13 protein-coding genes are annotated in these 18640 nt (G+C 71.8%); 11 read left to right on the forward strand and 2 right to left on the reverse strand.

The genetic code is table 11. The features are described from left to right. Positions 1-13: 13 nt before the first annotated feature. The 5 genes from LGI35_RS30990 to LGI35_RS31010 all read left to right on the forward strand — a co-directional run bounded on the left by LGI35_RS30990 (position 14) and on the right by LGI35_RS31010 (position 4910). The gene (locus LGI35_RS30990; RefSeq protein WP_227297512.1) at positions 14-1168 is read left to right on the forward strand and encodes an ABC transporter ATP-binding protein; all 1155 of its coding nucleotides are present in this window, start codon (positions 14-16) and stop codon (positions 1166-1168) included. Beyond that, on the forward strand, positions 1165-2088 hold the full coding sequence (locus tag LGI35_RS30995; RefSeq protein WP_227297514.1) for an ABC transporter permease: 924 nt from the start codon (positions 1165-1167) through the stop codon (positions 2086-2088). The genes LGI35_RS30990 and LGI35_RS30995 overlap by 4 nt, the downstream gene beginning before the upstream one ends. Continuing rightward, positions 2088-2885, forward strand: coding sequence for an ABC transporter permease (locus LGI35_RS31000; protein ID WP_227297516.1), 798 nt, complete (start codon positions 2088-2090; stop codon positions 2883-2885). The genes LGI35_RS30995 and LGI35_RS31000 overlap by 1 nt, the downstream gene beginning before the upstream one ends. A 13-nt stretch (positions 2886-2898) precedes the next feature. Beyond that, positions 2899-4326 carry an NAD(P)/FAD-dependent oxidoreductase gene (locus tag LGI35_RS31005; RefSeq protein WP_227297524.1) on the forward strand — a complete coding sequence of 476 codons (1428 nt, stop codon included), beginning with the start codon at positions 2899-2901 and terminating at the stop codon, positions 4324-4326. 116 nt (positions 4327-4442) lie between these two features. Next, on the forward strand, positions 4443-4910 hold the full coding sequence (locus tag LGI35_RS31010; RefSeq protein WP_227297526.1) for a hypothetical protein: 468 nt from the start codon (positions 4443-4445) through the stop codon (positions 4908-4910). A gap of 17 nt (positions 4911-4927) precedes the next feature. On the opposite strand, the gene LGI35_RS31015 is transcribed toward LGI35_RS31010, so the two are convergent. Together LGI35_RS31015 and gabT are read right to left on the reverse strand one after the other, a co-directional pair. Continuing rightward, positions 4928-5608: a phosphatase PAP2 family protein gene (locus LGI35_RS31015; RefSeq protein ID WP_323182949.1), complete on the reverse strand. Its 681-nt coding sequence runs from the start codon at positions 5606-5608 to the stop codon at positions 4928-4930. 271 nt (positions 5609-5879) lie between these two features. Beyond that, on the reverse strand, positions 5880-7214 hold the full coding sequence (gabT, locus tag LGI35_RS31020; protein ID WP_227297530.1) for a 4-aminobutyrate--2-oxoglutarate transaminase: 1335 nt from the start codon (positions 7212-7214) through the stop codon (positions 5880-5882). A 229-nt stretch (positions 7215-7443) separates the two neighbouring features. Between gabT and LGI35_RS31025 the strand changes: the two genes are divergently transcribed. The 6 genes from LGI35_RS31025 to secA all read left to right on the forward strand — a co-directional run bounded on the left by LGI35_RS31025 (position 7444) and on the right by secA (position 18582). Then, the gene (locus LGI35_RS31025; RefSeq protein WP_227297532.1) at positions 7444-9660 is read left to right on the forward strand and encodes a type IV secretory system conjugative DNA transfer family protein; all 2217 of its coding nucleotides are present in this window, start codon (positions 7444-7446) and stop codon (positions 9658-9660) included. Positions 9661-9800: 140 nt separating this feature from the next. Then, positions 9801-11498 (forward strand): PucR family transcriptional regulator, encoded by a 1698-nt coding sequence (locus tag LGI35_RS31030; protein WP_227297534.1) that lies wholly within the window; start codon positions 9801-9803, stop codon positions 11496-11498. A gap of 169 nt (positions 11499-11667) precedes the next feature. Then, positions 11668-13113, forward strand: coding sequence for an aldehyde dehydrogenase family protein (locus LGI35_RS31035; protein ID WP_100595112.1), 1446 nt, complete (start codon positions 11668-11670; stop codon positions 13111-13113). A gap of 265 nt (positions 13114-13378) precedes the next feature. Further along, complete coding sequence (locus tag LGI35_RS31040) at positions 13379-15319, forward strand: acyl-CoA dehydrogenase family protein (RefSeq protein WP_227297536.1); 1941 nt, start codon at positions 13379-13381, stop codon at positions 15317-15319. Between the two features lie 66 nt (positions 15320-15385). Further along, on the forward strand, positions 15386-15772 hold the full coding sequence (locus LGI35_RS31045; RefSeq protein WP_227297538.1) for a hypothetical protein: 387 nt from the start codon (positions 15386-15388) through the stop codon (positions 15770-15772). A gap of 104 nt (positions 15773-15876) precedes the next feature. Continuing rightward, positions 15877-18582, forward strand: coding sequence for a preprotein translocase subunit SecA (gene secA / locus LGI35_RS31050; protein WP_227300601.1), 2706 nt, complete (start codon positions 15877-15879; stop codon positions 18580-18582). Positions 18583-18640 lie beyond the last annotated feature (58 nt).

An 18640-nucleotide genomic window follows, 5' to 3' on the forward strand; every position in this document is an offset into this window, starting at 1 on the left:
CCTGGACTGCACCATGACGACAGAAAACGGCGGCGACGTCCGCCTTGCCGGGATCAGCAAGACCTATGGCTCTTTCACCGCCGTCAAGCCGCTGGACCTGACCGTGCCGCAAGGCTCGTTCTTCGCCCTCCTCGGCGCCTCGGGCTGCGGCAAGACCACGACCCTGCGGATGATCGCGGGGCTCGAGGAGCCCAGCTCCGGCACGGTCATGCTCGGCGACCAGGACGTCACCGCGCTGCCTCCTTACAAGCGCCCGGTGAACACCGTCTTCCAGTCGTACGCGCTCTTCCCGCACCTCGACATCTTCGAGAACGTCGCCTTCGGCCTGCGCCGACGCGGCATCAAGTCCGTGAAGAAGCAGGTCGGGGAGATGCTCGACCTGGTCCAGCTCGGCGAGCAGGCCCGCAAGAAGCCGCACCAGCTCTCCGGTGGCCAGCAGCAGCGCGTCGCCGTGGCGCGCGCCCTGATCAACCACCCCAAGGTGCTGCTCCTCGACGAGCCGCTGGGCGCCCTCGACCTCAAGCTGCGCCGTCAGATGCAGCTCGAACTCAAGCGCATCCAGACCGAGGTGGGCATCACGTTCGTCCATGTCACGCACGACCAGGAGGAGGCCATGACCATGGCCGACACCGTCGCCGTGATGAACGCGGGCCGCGTCGAACAGCTGGGCGCCCCGGCCGACCTGTACGAGAACCCGGGTTCCACGTTCGTCGCCAACTTCCTCGGCACGTCGAACTTCATCGAGGCCGAGGTGGCCGGCCGCAGCGGCGAGGACCTCACCCTCAAGGCCGGCGACGGCAAGCTCGTCCTGCCCGCCGCCCGCTGTACGGCCGCCACCACCACCGGCGGGAAGGTCCTCGTCGGCGTGCGCCCCGAGAAGATCTCGCTCACCCACGCCGACGACGCGGGCTCCATACCCGACGGCCGCAACCGCATCACCGGCCGCGTCGCCGACAGCAGCTTCATCGGCGTCTCCACGCAGTACGTCATCGACAGCCCGCTCTGCGACGCCTTCGAGGTCTACTCCCAGAACATCGAGCGCGACAGCCGGCTCGCCCCCGGCGCCGAGGTCGTCCTGCACTGGAACCCCGCGCACACCTTCGGCCTCGACGCCGCCCAGGACATCGAGGCGGGCGCCGCGAAGGTCGAGGAGGACGCCGCCGCATGACGACCGTCACCGACACCCCCGCGGCGCCGGCCGCCGAGACCGCGCGCCCGCCGCGCAAGCGCGGCCGCCTCGTCCCGTACTGGCTGCTGCTGCCCGGCCTCCTGTGGCTGGTCGTCTTCTTCGCCCTGCCGATGGTCTACCAGGCGTCCACGTCGATCCAGACGGGCTCCCTGGAGGACGGCTTCAAGGTCACCTGGCACTTCGCCACCTACTGGGACGCGCTCGGCGACTACTGGCCGCAGTTCCTGCGCTCGGTGCTGTACGCGGGCGCCGCCACGATCCTGTGCCTGGCGCTCGGCTACCCGCTGGCCTACCTCATCGCCTTTCGCGCGGGACGCTGGCGCAACGTCGTCCTCATCCTCGTCATCGCGCCGTTCTTCACCAGCTTCCTGATCCGCACGCTGGCCTGGAAGACGATCCTTTCCGACAGCGGCCCGGTCGTCAGCACGCTGAACACCCTGCACATCCTGGACGTCACGAGCTGGATCGGCATGACGGACGGCAACCGCGTCCTCGCGACCCCGCTCGCCGTGATCTGCGGACTCACGTACAACTTCCTGCCGTTCATGATCCTGCCGCTCTACACCTCGCTGGAGCGCATCGACGGCCGGCTGCACGAGGCCGCGGGCGACCTGTACGCCACGCCCGCCACCACCTTCCGCAAGGTGACGTTCCCGCTCTCCATGCCGGGCGTCGTCTCCGGCACGCTGCTCACCTTCATCCCCGCCGCCGGTGACTACGTCAACGCGGACCTGCTCGGCTCCACCGACACCCGCATGGTCGGCAACGTCATCCAGACGCAGTTCCTGCGGATCCTGGACTACCCGACGGCGGCGGCGCTCTCCTTCATCCTGATGGCCGCGATCCTGATCATGGTCACCGTCTATATCCGCCGGTCCGGAACGGAGGACTTGGTCTGATGCCCTTCGTACGCTGGCTGCGCCGCAATCTCGTCGTCATCGCGGGTCTGGTCACCCTCGGCTATCTGCTCCTGCCCAACGTCATCGTGACGGTGTTCTCCTTCAACAAGCCGAAGGGGCGCTTCAACTACGAGTGGCAGCAGTTCTCGCTCGACGCGTGGACGAACCCCTGCGGCGTCGCCGACATGTGCGGCTCCCTGTCGCTGAGCCTCCAGATCGCCCTGTGGGCGACCATCGGCGCCACCGTCCTCGGCACGATGATCGCCTTCGCCCTGGTCCGCTACCGCTTCCGCGCCCGCGGCGCCGTGAACTCGCTGATCTTCCTGCCGATGGCGATGCCCGAGGTCGTCATGGCCGCCTCGCTGCTCACGCTCTTCCTCAACATGGGCGCGCAGCTCGGCTTCTGGACGATCCTCATCGCCCACATCATGTTCTGCCTCAGCTTCGTCGTGACGGCCGTCAAGGCGCGCGTCATGTCGATGGACCCGCGCCTCGAACAGGCCGCCCAGGACCTCTACGCCGGTCCCGTCCAGACCTTCGTACGGGTCACCCTGCCGATCGCCGCGCCGGGCATCGCCGCGGGCGCGCTGCTCGCCTTCGCGCTCTCCTTCGACGACTTCATCATCACCAACTTCAACGCGGGCTCGACCGTGACCTTCCCCATGTTCGTCTGGGGATCGGCGCAGCGCGGTACGCCCGTTCAGATCAATGTCATCGGTACGGCGATGTTCATCGTCGCCGTGCTGCTCGTCCTTGCCGCGATGCTGGTCGGCAAGCGTAAGAACAAGGCAGTTTGAGGGAGTTGAAATCATGGCCGCACGTGCCATGAACCGTGGTACCGACTGGATCAAGTCACTGGCGGACGCCAAGCCGCTGTCCTACTGGCTGGACGACCCCGGCAGGCCCGGGGCCCGGCCGGCGCTCACCGGTGACGAACGCTGCGACCTGCTGGTCGTCGGCGGCGGCTACAGCGGACTGTGGACCGCGCTCCTCGCCAAGGAGCGCGACCCCGGGCGCGATGTGGTCCTGCTCGAAGGGCAGGAGGTGGGCTGGGCGGCGTCCGGCCGCAACGGTGGCTTCTGTGCCGCCTCCCTCACGCACGGCGTCGCGAACGGCCTGGCCCGCTGGCCGGGCGAGATCGGGAAGCTGGAGGAGCTCGGCAACCGCAACCTCGACGCGATCGAGGACGCGGTCGCCCGCTACTCCATCGACTGCGACTTCGAGCGCACCGGCGAACTGGACGTGGCCACCGAGCCGCACCAGGTCACCGAACTCCGGGAGTTCCACCAGGAACTGACCGAGGCCGGGCTCGCCGGCGGCACCGAGTTGCTCGACGCCGACGCGACCCGCGAACAGGTCGACTCGCCGACCTTCCTCGGCGCCCTGTACGACCGGCGCGGCGTCGCGATGCTGCACCCCGCCAAGCTCGCCTGGGGCCTCAAGCAGGCCTGCCTCGACCTCGGCGTGCGCTTCTACGAGCACACCCCGGCGCTCGAGCTCTCCTCGTCCGGCGCCGGGACCGCGGTCCGCACCCCCTACGGGCGCGTCTTCTCCCAGCACGTCGCGCTCGGCACGAACGTCTTCCCGTCCCTGGTCAAGCGCGTGCGCTCGTACACCGTCCCGGTCTACGACTACGCGCTGATGACCGAGCCCCTGACCGACGACCAGCTGGCCTCCATCGGCTGGAAGAACCGCCAGGGCCTCGGCGACTCGGCCAACCAGTTCCACTACTTCCGGCTGTCCGCGGACAACCGGATCCTGTGGGGCGGCTACGACGCGATCTATCCGTACGGCGGCCGGGTGCGCGCCGAGTACGACCACAGGCCCGAGACGTACGCGAAGCTCGCCGGCCAGTTCTTCACCTGCTTCCCGCAGCTGGAGGGGGTCCGCTTCAGCCACGCGTGGGGCGGCGCGATCGACACGTGCTCCCGCTTCTCGGCGTTCTTCGGCACGGCCCACAAGGGCCGCGTCGCGTACGCCGCCGGGTACACCGGCCTCGGCGTGGGCGCTACCCGCTTCGGCGCGGACGTGATGCTCGACCTGCTCTCCGGCGAGCGCACGGAGCGTACGGAACTGGAGATGGTCCGCACGAAGCCGCTGCCCTTCCCGCCCGAGCCGTTCGCCTACACCGGGATCGCGCTCACCAAGTGGTCCCTGGCGCGCGCCGACGACAACGGCGGCCGGCGCAACCTGTGGCTGAAGGCGATGGACAAGGCGGGCCTCGGCTTCGACAGCTGATCCGAATCCGCGACAACTCGTGGGCAGAACCCGCGTAATGCTCGCGCCCCGGCCTCCTCTCCCTGGTGACACGCACAGCTTTCGGCAGCTGCGTACCAGGAAGAGGAGGTCCCGCCATGACTGGCTCGGGGGCGAAGTCGGCGGTCGAGTGGCTGGCGTCCGTGGCGCCTGATCCGGACGCCTGCCGCTGGGAATGGGAGCGCAACCCCCTCGGGGTCGCGCTCCTTCCCGCGGGCAGGCTCTGGGACGTACTGATCCTCCCCGGCGAGCTGGGGTATCCGACGCTCGACGTCCTCACCCGCGTCATCGACCGGCCGGGCCCCGTGCTCGCCGACTTCGGTGACGCCCGCATGGGCTTCTTCGTGCCCTCCGGCACGGCCACCCGCTGGCTCGGGACGGGGGTGCGGGGCGCCGGCCTCGGCACCTGGATCGTCGTGCCGCATCCCCATCCGGGCCGCGCGGCCGGCGGGGTCCGCTGGCTGATCCCGCCCGACGGCTCGGGCACCCTCACCGACCCGACCGTCCTGGAACTGGCGATGCACGAGGCGGCGGCGCAGCTCGCGCGGGACAACCCGCACGAGTAGCCGATGGGCCGGCCGGGTCAGCCGCGTGGCGCCCGGCCCGCCCACACGGCGCACATCACGTACAGCAGGACCACCGAGAGGCACCAGCCGCCGACGACGTCCAGCGGCCAGTGGTAGCCGCGCCGCACCAGACCGAAACCCACGGCCGCGTTCAGGACGGTGTAGCCGATGACGAGTTCGCGGCGCACGTAGGCGCCGCGCACGTACGGCAGCAGGAGGAGCAGGCAGGCGCCGTACGCGACCGCCGCCGTCGTCGCGTGTCCCGACGGGTAGAAGCCGGTGCCGGGGCCCATCACGGCCGGGCCCGTCCGGGCGACGGTCTCCTTGACCGGGACGACCAGGAGCGGGACGGCGGCCATCGTGAGCGCGGCGGTGGCGGGGCGCGTCCACCAGCGGGGCACGCCGTCGCGGCGGGCGCGCCAGGCGGCGTAGCCGAGGACGGCGGCGAGGACCGGGAGCGCGACGGTGATGTTGCCGAGGTCGGCGAGGAGCTCGGCGGCCCGCTTCGGCAGGCGGCTGGACCCGATCGCGTCCCCGAGGCGTTCGTCCGCGCGGCGCAGCGCACCGTCGGCGACGATCTGCCAGGTGAGGAAGAGGAAGAGCAGGGCGCTCAGAACGGCGGCCCAGCGGAAAACGGTCGGCCGCCCCGGAACAGGGGGGGTAGTTCCGAGGCGGCCGATCTGACCGGGCTGCCGCACGCCCCGGGGGGTTTGGGGCGGGCGGCCATCCGATCGGTGAGGAGTTCCGGAGCCGGAAGCTCCGGGTGTGTGCGCGAGGGCACGACCAGGGCGGGGCTGGGGAGGCTCCGTCCCGGTTTCGCCCACAGTCCCCTGTGGGCGGGGTGTTTCTCTCATCTGCAGAAACCGTACGGCAGGGCGTGGGTGTCCGACAGCCGGAACGGCAACCCGTCATCGGCCCCGCACACGTTCTTCACACGCCCTGACCGTTGTCTGAAGTCGCCGGAGCGGCTCAGACGCCCGCGAACGCGGTCTCGATGATGTCCAGGCCCTCGTTGAGGAGGTCGTCACCGATGACGAGCGGGGGAAGGAAGCGCAGCACGTTGCCGTAGGTGCCGCAGGTGAGGACCAGCAGACCCTCGGCGTGGCAGGCCTTGGCGAGCGCGGCGGCGGCCGCCGGGTGCGGCTCCTTGGTGTCCTTGTCCTTGACGAGCTCGATGGCGATCATCGCGCCACGGCCCCGGATGTCGCCGATGATGTCGAACTTCTCGGCCATGGTGGCGAGGCGGGCCTTCATGATGGCCTCGATGTTCTTCGCCTTGGCGTTGAGGTCGAGCTCCTTCATGGTCTCGATGGCGCCGAGCGCACCGGCGCAGGCCACCGGGTTGCCGCCGTAGGTGCCGCCGAGGCCGCCCGCGTGCGCGGCGTCCATGATCTCGGCGCGGCCCGTCACGGCGGCGAGCGGCAGACCGCCCGCGATGCCCTTGGCGGTCGTGATCAGGTCGGGGACGATGCCCTCGTCCTCGCACGCGAACCACTGGCCGGTCCGGCAGAAGCCGGACTGGATCTCGTCCGCGACGAAGACGATGCCGTTGTCCGCGGCGAACTGGCGGATCGCGGGCAGGAAGCCCTTCGCCGGCTCGATGAAGCCGCCCTCGCCGAGGACCGGCTCGATGATGATCGCGGCGACGTTGTCGGCGCCGATCTGCTTGGTGATCTGGTCGATCGCCTGGGCGGAGGCCTCGGCGCCCGCGTTCTCCGCGCCGGTCAGCCAGCGGTAGCCGTAGGCCACCGGCACGCGGTAGACCTCGGGCGCGAACGGGCCGAAGCCGTTCTTGTACGGCATGTTCTTGCTGGTCAGCGCCATCGTCAGGTTCGTACGGCCGTGGTAGCCGTGGTCGAAGACGACGACGGCCTGGCGCTTGGTGTACGCACGGGCGATCTTGACGGCGTTCTCGACGGCCTCGGCGCCCGAGTTGAACAGCGCGGACTTCTTGGCGTGGTCACCCGGCGTGAGCTCGGCCAGCGCCTCGGCGACGGCCACGTAGCCCTCGTACGGCGTGACCATGAAACAGGTGTGGGTGAAGTCCTGCAGCTGGGCGGAGGCGCGGCGCACGACGGCCTCGGCGGAGGCGCCGACCGAGGTCACGGCGATGCCGGAACCGAAGTCGATCAGGCGGTTGCCGTCGACGTCCTCGATGATTCCGCCGCCGGCGCGGGCGGTGAAGACCGGCAGCGTGGAGCCCACGCCGGCCGCGACCACGGCGGTACGTCGGGCCTGCAGCTCCTGCGACTTCGGACCGGGGATGGCGGTGACGACGCGGCGCTCCTGCGGGACTGCGCTCATGCGGGGCTCCTGGGGGTGTTTCGGGTGCTTTCTTCGCAGGTTAGGGGCGAGGGGCGGGGTGGGGCATGCTCCATCCGGGCGCGGTTCGCGGATTGCGTTGTCCGTCGTGGACATAGGGCCGCGCCGCCGGGATCGCCCCAGGTCCGGGCGCGTAACCGGTGAACTCCCCATGCGGGGGCACTAGATTGACCCGCGGACACACAGACCGGCAGGTCAGGGGGCAAGGGCAATGGACACCGACGGCACGCAGGGCGCTGGCGGCACGCACGACGCTCGTGGCACACACGCCACACCGGTGCCGCGCCCCGCGGGGCCGCCGACGCCGCCGGCGGTGTCGGCCATTGGGGGAACCGGCGGGGGAACGGGCATCGGTTCGTCCGCGCGCCCCAGCGCCCCGCCGCCCCGCCCCACGCACGCTCCCGGCGCCGCCGGAGCGTCCGACGGAGCCGTCGGGGCCGCCTTCCTCGGGTGGCTGAGAGCCCCGCGGCCCGCCGCCGAACCGGGCATCTGGCGGTTCGCGCACCGGCCGAGGCCCGCGCAGGAGCCCGAGGTGATCCCGGCCCGGCAGCTCCTCGGCGGAGCGGTGATCGCGTTCCTCGTGGGGTGGCTCGTCTGGTCGCTGCTGTGGAACGGCTACCTCGGCGGCTGGTGGCTGCTCCCGCTGTACGCGATGGTCCCCGACTCCTGGGCCCAGCCGCACTCCGTCGGCTCGGTCGTCGTGGTCTACCTGTACTACGCCGTGTTCGCCGTCGGCATCATGATCGCCGTCGGCCGGCTCGGCCGCTGGGGTGAGGTCTGGCGCCGCTACGGCCTGCCGGCCTGGCGCAAGGCCGTCCCCGTCGCCCAGGAGCGGCCGCCCACGCCCGAGGAGGACCCGGCACGCTGGCCCCAGCTCCGGGCCGCGGGCGCCGCCGACGCCGCCGACCGGCTCGCCGCCGACGCCCGCGCCGGGCTGATGCGCGACGTGGACCAGGCCCGGATCGCCCGCGCCTGGCAGGGCGTCCGCCGCGGCAGCCACCCCCTCGCCTCGTTCAGCGCGGCCGTCGTCAAGGACGGCGCCGCCGCCTGCCTGCACCCCTCCGGCGCGCGCGACCTGCCCGCCCGCGCCGCCCGCCACGACCTCGCCACCGCCCAGGTCAGGATCGGCACGACCGCCGACGACCCGCGCAACCCCTACGCCTACCGCGGCACGGGCCTCGCCTTCGGGCCCGATCTGCTCGGCACCTCGCTGCTCGCCGTCGGCCCCGCGGGCGCCGGCAAGACCGGCAGCGTCGTCTGGCCGCTCGCCGAGTCCCTGTGCCTGGGCGCCCTGGCCGGCCGCGCCGCCGTCGTGGTCGTCGGCCCCGCGGGGTCCGGCCTCGGCGCCGCCGACGGCTACGACGTCGTCATCCGCATCGGCCACCCCGAGTCCGTCCACGACCTGGACCTGTACGGCGGCACGAGCGACCCCGACGAGGCCGCGGCGGTGCTCGCCGAGGCCCTCGTCGGGGACCTCGCCGACCCGCACCCCGGCGGCGACAGTCGCCGCTCCACCACCGTCATCGCCCAGCTCATCGGTCCGTACCACGCCGTCCACGGCCGTTTCCCGTCCGTGCCCGAGCTGCGCCGGCTCCTCGACGGCGCCCCGGAGCCGCTCGCCGCGCTGCGGCAGGCGCTCACCGACGCGGGTCACGAGGCGATGATCCGCGAACTCGACGCGCGCGAGCGGCAGCTGGGGCACCCGGGGGACGTGGGCGCGGTGCTCGCCGACCGGGTGGCGCTCCTCGACCGGCCCGCGTTCGCCTCGTTCTTCGACACGACGGGCCGGGGCAGGCCGTTCTCGCTGCGCGCCCTCGACCACCCCGTACGCGTCCGCATCGACCTGCCCGAACGCGGGCACGCCGACGCGTCACGGATCCTCGCGCGCCTCGTGCTCGCCCAGTTCGTCGCCAGCGCGTCGGTGCGCGACGACCGTTCGCTCTTCGCCTGCCTGATCCTGGACGACGCGACCGGAGCCGTGACCCCGCAGGCGGTGCGCGGCATCCAGCGGCTGCGGTCCGCGAACGCGGGCGCCGTCCTGACCCTGCGCACCCTCGACGACGTGCCCCGGCCCCTGCGCGGACCGCTCCTCGGCGCCGTCGGCTGCCGCATGGCGCTGTCCGGCCTCACCCCGTGGGACGGCCAGGACTTCGCCGAGGTGTGGGGCAAGGAGTGGACCGAGACGCGGGACGTCACCGACCGGCAGATCATCGCGGAGACCCCCCTCGGCAAGACCGTCCACATGCTGCGCCGCGTCATCACCGGCAACGCGCCGACCGCACGGGCCGTCACCGTCCGTCAGGTCGAGCGCGAGCGCTGGTCCGCCTCCGAACTGGCGCACGCCGTGCCACCCGGCCACGCCGTCCTGTCCCTGACGACGGTGCGGGGCGAGCACGCGCCCCCGCTCCTGGTGGACCTGCGCGACTGAGGCGGCCCGCTGAGTCGGGGGAGGCCGCAGACGTACGTACGGTGAGGCAGAATCGACACTGGTCGTTCATACGTACCGGCCAAAAGATCCACAGGATCCGCCCCCACCCGAGCACCATCTGCCGCACACCTGAAGGCCTCATGCCGCCCACGCTCGCCTCCCTCGTCCACCACTCCGCGCTCAAGCTGACCGTGCGCGCCGGGGAGGAACGGCTGGACACCGCCGTGCGCTGGGCCCACGTCAGTGAGCTCGCCGACCCCGTGCCGTACATGGAGGGCGGCGAACTGCTCCTGTTCACCGCGCTCAAGCTGGACGCGGAGGACCCGGACGCGATGCGTCGCTACGTGAAGCGGCTCGCGGGCGCCGGGGTCGTCGGGCTCGGCTTCGCCGTCGGCGTCAACTACGACGCGGTGCCGCAGGCACTCGTGGACGCGGCGCGCGAGGAGGAGTTCCCGCTCCTCGAAGTGCCGCGCCGCACCCCCTTCATCGCCATCAGCAAGGCCGTCTCCGCCGCCATCGCCGCCGACCAGTACCGCGCCGTCACCGCGGGGTTCGCCGCCCAGCGCGAGCTGACCAAGCAGGCGCTGAGCGGCGGCCCCGAGGGGCTGCTCGGCGCGCTCGCGGGCCAGGTCGACGGCTGGGCCGCGCTGTACGACGCCTCGGGCGCCGTGGTCGCCGCCGCGCCGGAGTGGGCCGGGCGCCGGGCGGCCCGGCTCGTCGCCGACGTCGAGCGGCTGCGCGAGCGGCCCGCCCCGGCCAGCTCCGTGGTCGGCGGCAGCGAACAGCACGGCGGCGGCGACGAGGACCGCGTGGAACTGCACTCGCTCGGTACCGGACGCAGGCCCCGCGCCGCGCTCGCCGTCGGCACCGCCGCGGCCCTCGGCACCGCCGAGCGCTACGCGCTGCACTCCGCCATCGCCCTGCTCACCCTCACCACCGAGCGCTCCCGCTCGCTGCACTCCGCCGAGCAGCGCATCGGCGCCGCGGTCCTGCGGATGCTGCTCGCCGGGGAGCCCGAGCACGCCAGGACCGTCGCGGGGGACCTGTACGGAGGGCTGCTCGACGCGCCCTTCCGGATGATCGTCGCCGAGGTCGCGTCCGCGTCGGCGGGCCGTGCGCACGCCGACGGGCACGCGCGCGTGGCCCTCGACAAGCCGGAGCGGCCCGCGCCGGGCACGGGGGCCGCGGCCGTCGCCGCCTCCGGTGACCCGCTCACCGGACTCGCCGACGTCGTGGAGGCCGCCGCGGCCCGCTCCGGCGAGGCCGTCCTCGTGGTGCCCGACGGGGACCGGCTCGTCCTGCTCGCCGCCGACGGCGGCGCGTCCACGAGCGCCTGCACCCAGTACGCCGAGGCCCTGGAGACCGCCCGCCTGACCCAGCGCGAGCAGGGCGGCGCGGGCGAGGACGACGAACTCGTGGTGGGCCTGTCCGCACCGGCCGGGCCGATCGCCGCCGCGACCGCGTACAAGCAGGCGGAGCAGGCCCTGTCGGTCGCCCGGCGGCGCGGGCGCGCCCTCGTCGAGCACGAGGAGGTCGCGGCGGGCTCCGTCGTGCCGCTGCTCGCCGACGACGCCGTACGCGCCTTCGCCGACGGTCTCCTGCGAGCCCTGAAGGACCACGACGCGACCGGCCGCGGCGACCTCGTGGCGTCGCTGCGCGCCTGGCTGTCGCGGCACGGCCAGTGGGACGCGGCCGCCGCCGACCTCGGCGTGCACCGCCACACCCTGCGCTACCGGATGCGGCGCGTCGAGGAGATCCTCGGCCGCTCGCTGGACGACCCGGACGTGCGCATGGAGCTGTGGCTGGCCCTCAAGGCGACGAGCGCGGGCGGCGAATAGGCCCGCCGGGCCGACCTTCCGGACAGAACCCGCACCCGCCTCTGCCAAAGCGGCGCGCCGCACTCGTGGACTCCGACAGGTCGGACAAACACGGCTCCGGCCGGGCCCGCCTACCGTTGGTCCGGAAAGACCCCAGTACACACCCACTGCGGAAGGGCCGGGACCGACTATGACCGCCACTCACGCCTTCTGGCTCGCGGGCCGCGAGGCCACCGGTGACGCCACCTTCGACGTCACCAACTCCTACGACGGTCGGCTGGTCGGCAAGGTCAGCGTGCCCACGGACGCGCAGGTCGAGGAAGCCGTCGCCGCCGCGTACGCCGTCCGCGACGAGTTCGCCGCCACCCCCGCCCACGTACGGGCCAAGGCCCTCAACCACGTGGCCGACCGGCTGACCGAGCGCACCGAGGAGATCGCCCAGCTGATCTCCGCCGAGAACGGCAAGCCCATCAAGTGGGCGCGCGGCGAGGTCGGCCGTGCCGTCTCCGTCTTCCGCTTCTCCGCCGAGGAGGCCCGCCGCTTCAACGGCGGCGAGGCCCAGCGCCTCGACACCGACGCGGGCGGCACCGGCCGGCTCGCCCTGACCCGCCGCATTCCGCACGGCGTGGTCCTCGGCATCGCGCCGTTCAACTTCCCGCTGAACCTCAGCGCCCACAAGGTCGCCCCGGCCATCGCCGTCGGCGCCCCGATCATCCTCAAGCCGGCCCCGGCCACGCCGATCTCCTCGCTGATCCTCGGCGAGCTGCTCGCCGAGACGGACCTCCCGGCCGGCTCCTGGTCCGTCCTCACGGTCCCGAACGACCGCATGCCCGCCCTGGTCCAGGACGAGCGCCTGCCGGTCATCTCCTTCACCGGCTCGGGCCCGGTCGGCTACGCGATCATGGACAGCGTGCCGCGCAAGCACTGCACGCTGGAGCTCGGCGGCAACGGTGCGGCCGTCGTCCTCGGCGACTGGGCCTCCGACGAGGACCTGGACTGGGCGGCGACCCGCATCGCCACCTTCTCCAACTACCAGGGCGGCCAGTCCTGCATCTCCGTGCAGCGCGTCATCGCCGACGCCTCCCTGTACGAGCGGCTCCTGCCGAAGATCGTCGCGGCCGTCGAGGCGCAGGTCACCGGTGACCCCGCGGACGACGCCACGGACGTCGGCCCGCTGGTCAGCGAGGACGCCGCCAAGCGCGTGGAGTCCTGGGTCGACGAGGCCGTCGCCGCGGGCGCCTCGCTGCTCGCGGGCGGCAAGCGCGAGGGCGCCACGTACGCCCCGACCGTCCTCGCCGACGTGCCGGCCGACGTGACGATCTCCTGCGAGGAGGTCTTCGGACCGGTCCTCACGGTCAAGAAGGTCGACGGCGAGGCCGAGGCCTTCGCCGCGGTCAACGACTCCAAGTACGGCCTCCAGGCGGGCGTCTTCACGCACGACCTGCAGACCGCGTTCCGCGCCCACCGCGCCCTCGAGGTCGGCGGTGTGGTCATCGGCGACGTCCCGTCCTACCGCGCGGACCAGATGCCGTACGGCGGCGCCAAGCAGTCCGGCGTGGGCCGCGAGGGCGTGCGCTACGCGATGGACGACTACACGTACGAGCGCGTGCTCGTCCTGACGGGCCTCGCCCTGTAGGACGCGGCAAGACCCCGGCGTACGCCTGATCCGTACGCCGGCCATGGACGGCCGGAGCCCACTGTGCGGGGGCTCCGGCCGTCCGCGTTCCCGGGCCTGCGTTTGACGGCGGGCCCGACGGACCCATGTCCCCCGGATGCCACAGCCGATGACCCGATCGGTGCGCGAGGGGTGGTCGGGTTGCCGGTTTTCGGGTACATACGACCGAGTAGCACCCGTCGGTAGTCGATGCCGAACGGCCCCTACTCGCGGCGAGGTGAGCCCCATGGCGGCCCCAACTTCCCAGCAGCCATCCGTGACGGAACGCGAGGCCCGGCAGGTAGCCGAGGCCGCGCGCGAACAGGGCTGGCGCAAGCCGAGCTTCGCCAAGGAGCTCTTCCTCGGGCGCTTCAGGCTGGACCTGATCCACCCCCATCCACAGCCGGCGGGCGAGGACGTCCGGCGCGGCGAGGAGTTCCTCGCCAAGCTGCGCGACTTCTGCGAGACGCGCATCGACTCGGCCCGTATCGAGCGCGAGGCGCGGATCCCCGACGAGGTGATCAACGGGCTCAAGGAGCTCGGCGCCCTCGGCATGAAGATCGACATCAAGTACGGCGGCCTCGGCCTCACGCAGGTCTACTACAACAAGGCCCTCGCCCTGGTCGGCTCCGCCAATCCCGCGATCGGCGCCCTCCTGTCGGCCCACCAGTCCATCGGTGTACCGCAGCCGCTGAAGATCTTCGGGACGCAGGAGCAGAAGGACGCCTTCCTGCCGCGCTGTGCCCGCACCGACATCACCGCGTTCCTGCTGACCGAGCCCGACGTCGGCTCGGACCCGGCGCGCCTCGCCACGACCGCGGTGCCCGACGGGGACTCGTACGTCCTCGACGGCGTGAAGCTGTGGACGACGAACGGCGTCGTCGCCGACCTGCTCGTCGTCATGGCGCGGGTGCCGAAGGCGGAGGGGCGCAAGGGCGGCATCACCGCCTTCGTCGTCGAGGCCGACTCCGAAGGGATCACGGTCGAGAACCGCAACGCCTTCATGGGCCTGCGCGGCCTGGAGAACGGCGTGACCCGCTTCCACCAGGTCAGGGTCCCGGCCGCGAACCGCATCGGCCCCGAGGGCGCCGGTCTCAAGATCGCCCTCACCACCCTCAACACGGGCCGGCTCTCGCTGCCCGCGATGTGCGTGGGCGCGGGCAAGTGGTGCCTGAAGATCGCCCGCGAGTGGTCGGGTGCCCGCGAGCAGTGGGGCAAGCCGGTCGCGTTCCACGAGGCGGTCGGCCAGAAGATCTCGTTCATCGCCGCCACGACCTTCGCGCTCGAAGCCGTCGTCGACCTGTCCTCGCAGATGGCCGACGAGAACCGCAACGACATCCGCATCGAGGCCGCCCTCGCCAAGCTCTTCGGCTCCGAGATGGGCTGTCTGATGGCCGACGAGCTGGTCCAGATCCGCGGCGGCCGCGGCTTCGAGACCGCCGAGTCCCTCGCCGCGCGCGGTGAACGCGCCGTCCCCGCCGAGCAGCTCCTGCGCGACCTGCGGATCAACCGCATCTTCGAGGGCTCGACGGAGATCATGCACCTGCTCATCGCCCGCGAGGCCGTGGACGCGCACCTGTCCGTCGCCGGCGACCTGATCGACCCCGACAAGTCCCTGTCCGACAAGGCGAAGGCGGGCGCGAAGGCCGGCGGCTTCTACGCCCGCTGGCTGCCGAAGCTCGTCGCCGGACCCGGTCAGCTCCCCAACTCCTACAGCGAGTTCCACCCCGACGGCCACGTCGACCTCTCCGGCCATCTGCGCTACGTGGAGCGCTCGGCGCGCAAGCTGGCCCGCTCCACCTTCTACGCCATGTCCCGCTGGCAGGGAAAGATGGAGACCAAGCAGGGCTTCCTCGGCCGGATCGTCGACATCGGCGCCGAACTCTTCGCGATGAGCGCGGCCTGCGTACGGGCCGAGCACCTGCGCGGCACCGGCGAACACGGCCGCGAGGCCTACCAGCTCGCCGACGTGTTCTGCCGCCAGTCCCGCGTCCGCGTCGACGAACTCTTCGGGCGCCTGTGGCACAACACCGACGAACTGGACCGCAAGGTCACCAAGGGCGTCCTCGGTGGGTCCTACACCTGGCTGGAGGAGGGTGTCATCGACCCGAGCGGCGAGGGCGCGTGGATCGCGGACGCGACCCCCGGCCCCTCGAAGCGGGAGAACGTCCACCGCCCCATCCGCTGAACCGCGCCCCGGGGCCCGCGGGTATCTTGCTCACCGCGAGGCCCATGGGCCCCGGGGGAGATGGCGATGCGAGACGAGCGCACGTACCGCAACGACCTGGAACGACGGTTCCTCGACCAAGCGCTGAAGACACGCACCCGCGGCTTCTGGCTCCTCGTCGTCGCCGCGCTGCTGTGGCTGTACGTCCTGGCCCGGCTCCTGCTGACGCCGGGCGTCCTCCTCGCGTCCGGCGGTGAACACGGCGCCGGCTGCGACGACCCGCTCCTCTTCGAGGAGATCCGCAGCGGATACGACGACAGCATCGCCGACGTCTGCGTCCTCGAGCCCTGGCCGATGATCTTCGCCGTCCTCGCGCTCTCCCTCCCCATCGGGATGGCCGGCGCGATCCTCTACGTGCGCGGTGTCCTCAGCGCCAACCTCAGTCACTACGTTCGGTCCATGACCGGGAGGTGAGTCGGTCCCGCCTCCTTGCCTCAAAGCCCCACGAGGCGGACATTGGGTACAGGGGGGAGGCTCCTGTGGCGGGTACCGGATTCAACCGCATCACCACCAAGATCATGCGCGCGGGCGAGGGCAGGATCCTGCGCAAGCTCCAGCGCGTCGTCGACCAGGTCAACTCGGTCGAGGAGGAGTTCCGCGCGCTCACCGACGCCGAGCTCCAGGCCCTCACCGACGAGTTCAGGCAGCGCCACACCGACGGCGAGAGCCTGGACGACCTCATGCCCGAGGCCTTCGCCGCCATCCGCGAGGCCGCGCGCCGCACGCTCGGCATGCGCCACTTCGACGTACAGCTCATGGGCGGCGCCGCGCTGCACCTCGGCAACATCGCCGAGATGCAGACCGGCGAGGGCAAGACCCTGGCCGCGACCCTGCCCGTCTACCTCAACGCGCTGGCCGGGAAGGGCGTCCACCTCGTCACCGTCAACGACTACCTCGCCGAGCGCGACGCCGCCTGGATGGGCCGGGCCTACGGGTTCTTGGGCCTCACCGTCGGTGTCGTCAGGAGCGACATGGACCCGGCCGACCGGCGCGCCGCGTACGCCTGCGACATCACGTACGGCACCAACACCGAGTTCGGCTTCGACTACCTGCGCGACAACATGGCCTGGTCGAAGGACGAACTGGTGCAGCGCGGCCACCACTTCGCGATCGTCGACGAGGCGGACTCGATCCTCATCGACGAGGCCCGCACGCCGCTGATCATCTCCGGCCCGGCCGACCAGCCCACCCGCTGGTACGGCGTCTTCGCGGAACTGGTCCAGCACATGAGCGGCGTCCAGGTCCAGGACGAGCACTTCACCAGCCAGGCCGACAAGGACCGGCTCGCCGGGCTGCGGGCCACGCACGACTACGAGTACGACCCGAAGAAGCGGACCGTGGCGATCCTGGACCGCGGGGTCGCCTTCCTGGAGGACCAGCTCGGCGTCGAGAACTTCTACGAGGCGGCCAACACCCCGCTCATCGGGCACCTGAACAACGCGCTCAAGGCCAAGGAGCACTTCAAGAACGACAAGGACTACGTCGTCCTCGACGGCGAGGTCCTCATCGTCGACGAGCACACCGGCCGTCTCCTCCCGGGCCGCCGCTACAACGAGGGCCTGCACCAGGCCATCGAGGCCAAGGAAGGGGTGGACATCATGGCGGAGAACCAGACGCTCGCCACGATCACCCTGCAGAACTTCTTCCGCCTCTACTCCAAACTCGGCGGCATGACCGGCACCGCCATGACCGAGGCCGCCGAGTTCCACCAGATCTACAAGCTGCACGTGGTGCCCATCCCCACCAACCGGCCGATGATCCGCCGCGACGAGCGCGACCTGATCTACCGCACCGAGCGCGCCAAGCTCGACGCGATCGTGGAGGACATCGCCGGGAGGCACGCCGCCGGCCAGCCCGTCCTCGTCGGCACCACCTCCGTCGAGAAGTCCGAGCTCCTGTCCGAACAGCTCAGCAGGCACGGCATCCGGCACGAGGTCCTCAACGCCAAGAACCACCGCGGCGAGGCCCAGATCGTCGCGCAGGCCGGCCGCAAGGGCGCCGTCACCGTCGCCACGAACATGGCGGGCCGCGGCACCGACATCATGCTCGGTGGCAACCCGGAGGCGATGACCGCCGCCGCACTCGACGAACGCGGCCCCGCCGAGGACGACGACCCCGACCGGCGCCGGGCCGTCGAGGAGAGCGTCGCGGCGTCCGCCGCCGCCGAGCACGACGAGGTGAAGGAGCTCGGCGGGCTCTACGTCCTCGGCACCGAACGGCACGAGTCCCGGCGCATCGACAACCAGCTGCGCGGCCGCTCGGGACGCCAGGGCGACCCCGGGGCGTCCCGCTTCTACCTGTCCCTGGAGGACGAGCTGATGCGCCTGTTCCGCGCCCAGCTCGTCGAGCGGGTCATGGCGATGGCCGACGTCCCCGTATCCGTGCCCATCGAGAACAAGATGGTCACCCGCGCCATCGCCTCCGCCCAGTCCCAGGTCGAGCAGCAGCACTTCGAGTCCCGTAAGGACGTCCTCAAGTTCGACGAGGTCCTCAACCGGCAGCGCACCCTCATCTACCGCGAGCGGCGCCGCGTCCTGGAGGGCGAGGACCTGCGCGCCCAGATCCTCCTCTTCATGGACGAGACCATCAAGGCGTACATCACCACCGAGACCGCTGAGGGCTACCCGGAGGAGTGGGACCTCGACGCGCTCTGGGCCGCCTTCCACGAGCTCTACCCGTGCGGCATCACCCCCGAGGAGCTCGACGACGAGGCGGGCGGGCGGGCCGACCTGACCGCCGCCCTTCTCGTCGAAGCCGTCACCGACGACATCCACGCGCGCTTCGAGGAACGCGAGAGGGAGCTCGGCGCCGAGGCCCTGCGCGATCTGGAACGCGTCGTGGTCCTCGCCGTCCTGGACCGCAAATGGCGCGAACACCTCTACGAGATGGACTACCTCCGCGACGGAATCGGCCTGCGCTACACACTGGGCCGCGAGCCGATCTTCGAGTACGAACGCGAGGGGTTCGACCTGTTCACGGCCATGATGGACGCCATCAAGGAGGAGTCCGTCGGCTACGTCTTCAACCTCGACACCACCGACGACACACCGCCCTCCGACGCCCTCGACGCGGCCCGTCGCCCCGACCGTCTCCACTTCAGCGCGCCCACCATGGACACCGCCGGGGGCCTGCAGGAAGGCGACTTCAACCCCGAGGCGGAGCGGCCCGCGGACGCCCCGCAGCCGCCCGCCGGGCCGACGGACCCCCGCCGGCGCGAGCCATGACGAACCGCCGGGGGACGCGCTGTGCAGGAGGACCGGAGGCCACGCCACAATGGGGGGT

It is taken from the genome of Streptomyces longhuiensis, from assembly GCF_020616555.1.
Classification (GTDB): domain Bacteria; phylum Actinomycetota; class Actinomycetes; order Streptomycetales; family Streptomycetaceae; genus Streptomyces; species Streptomyces longhuiensis.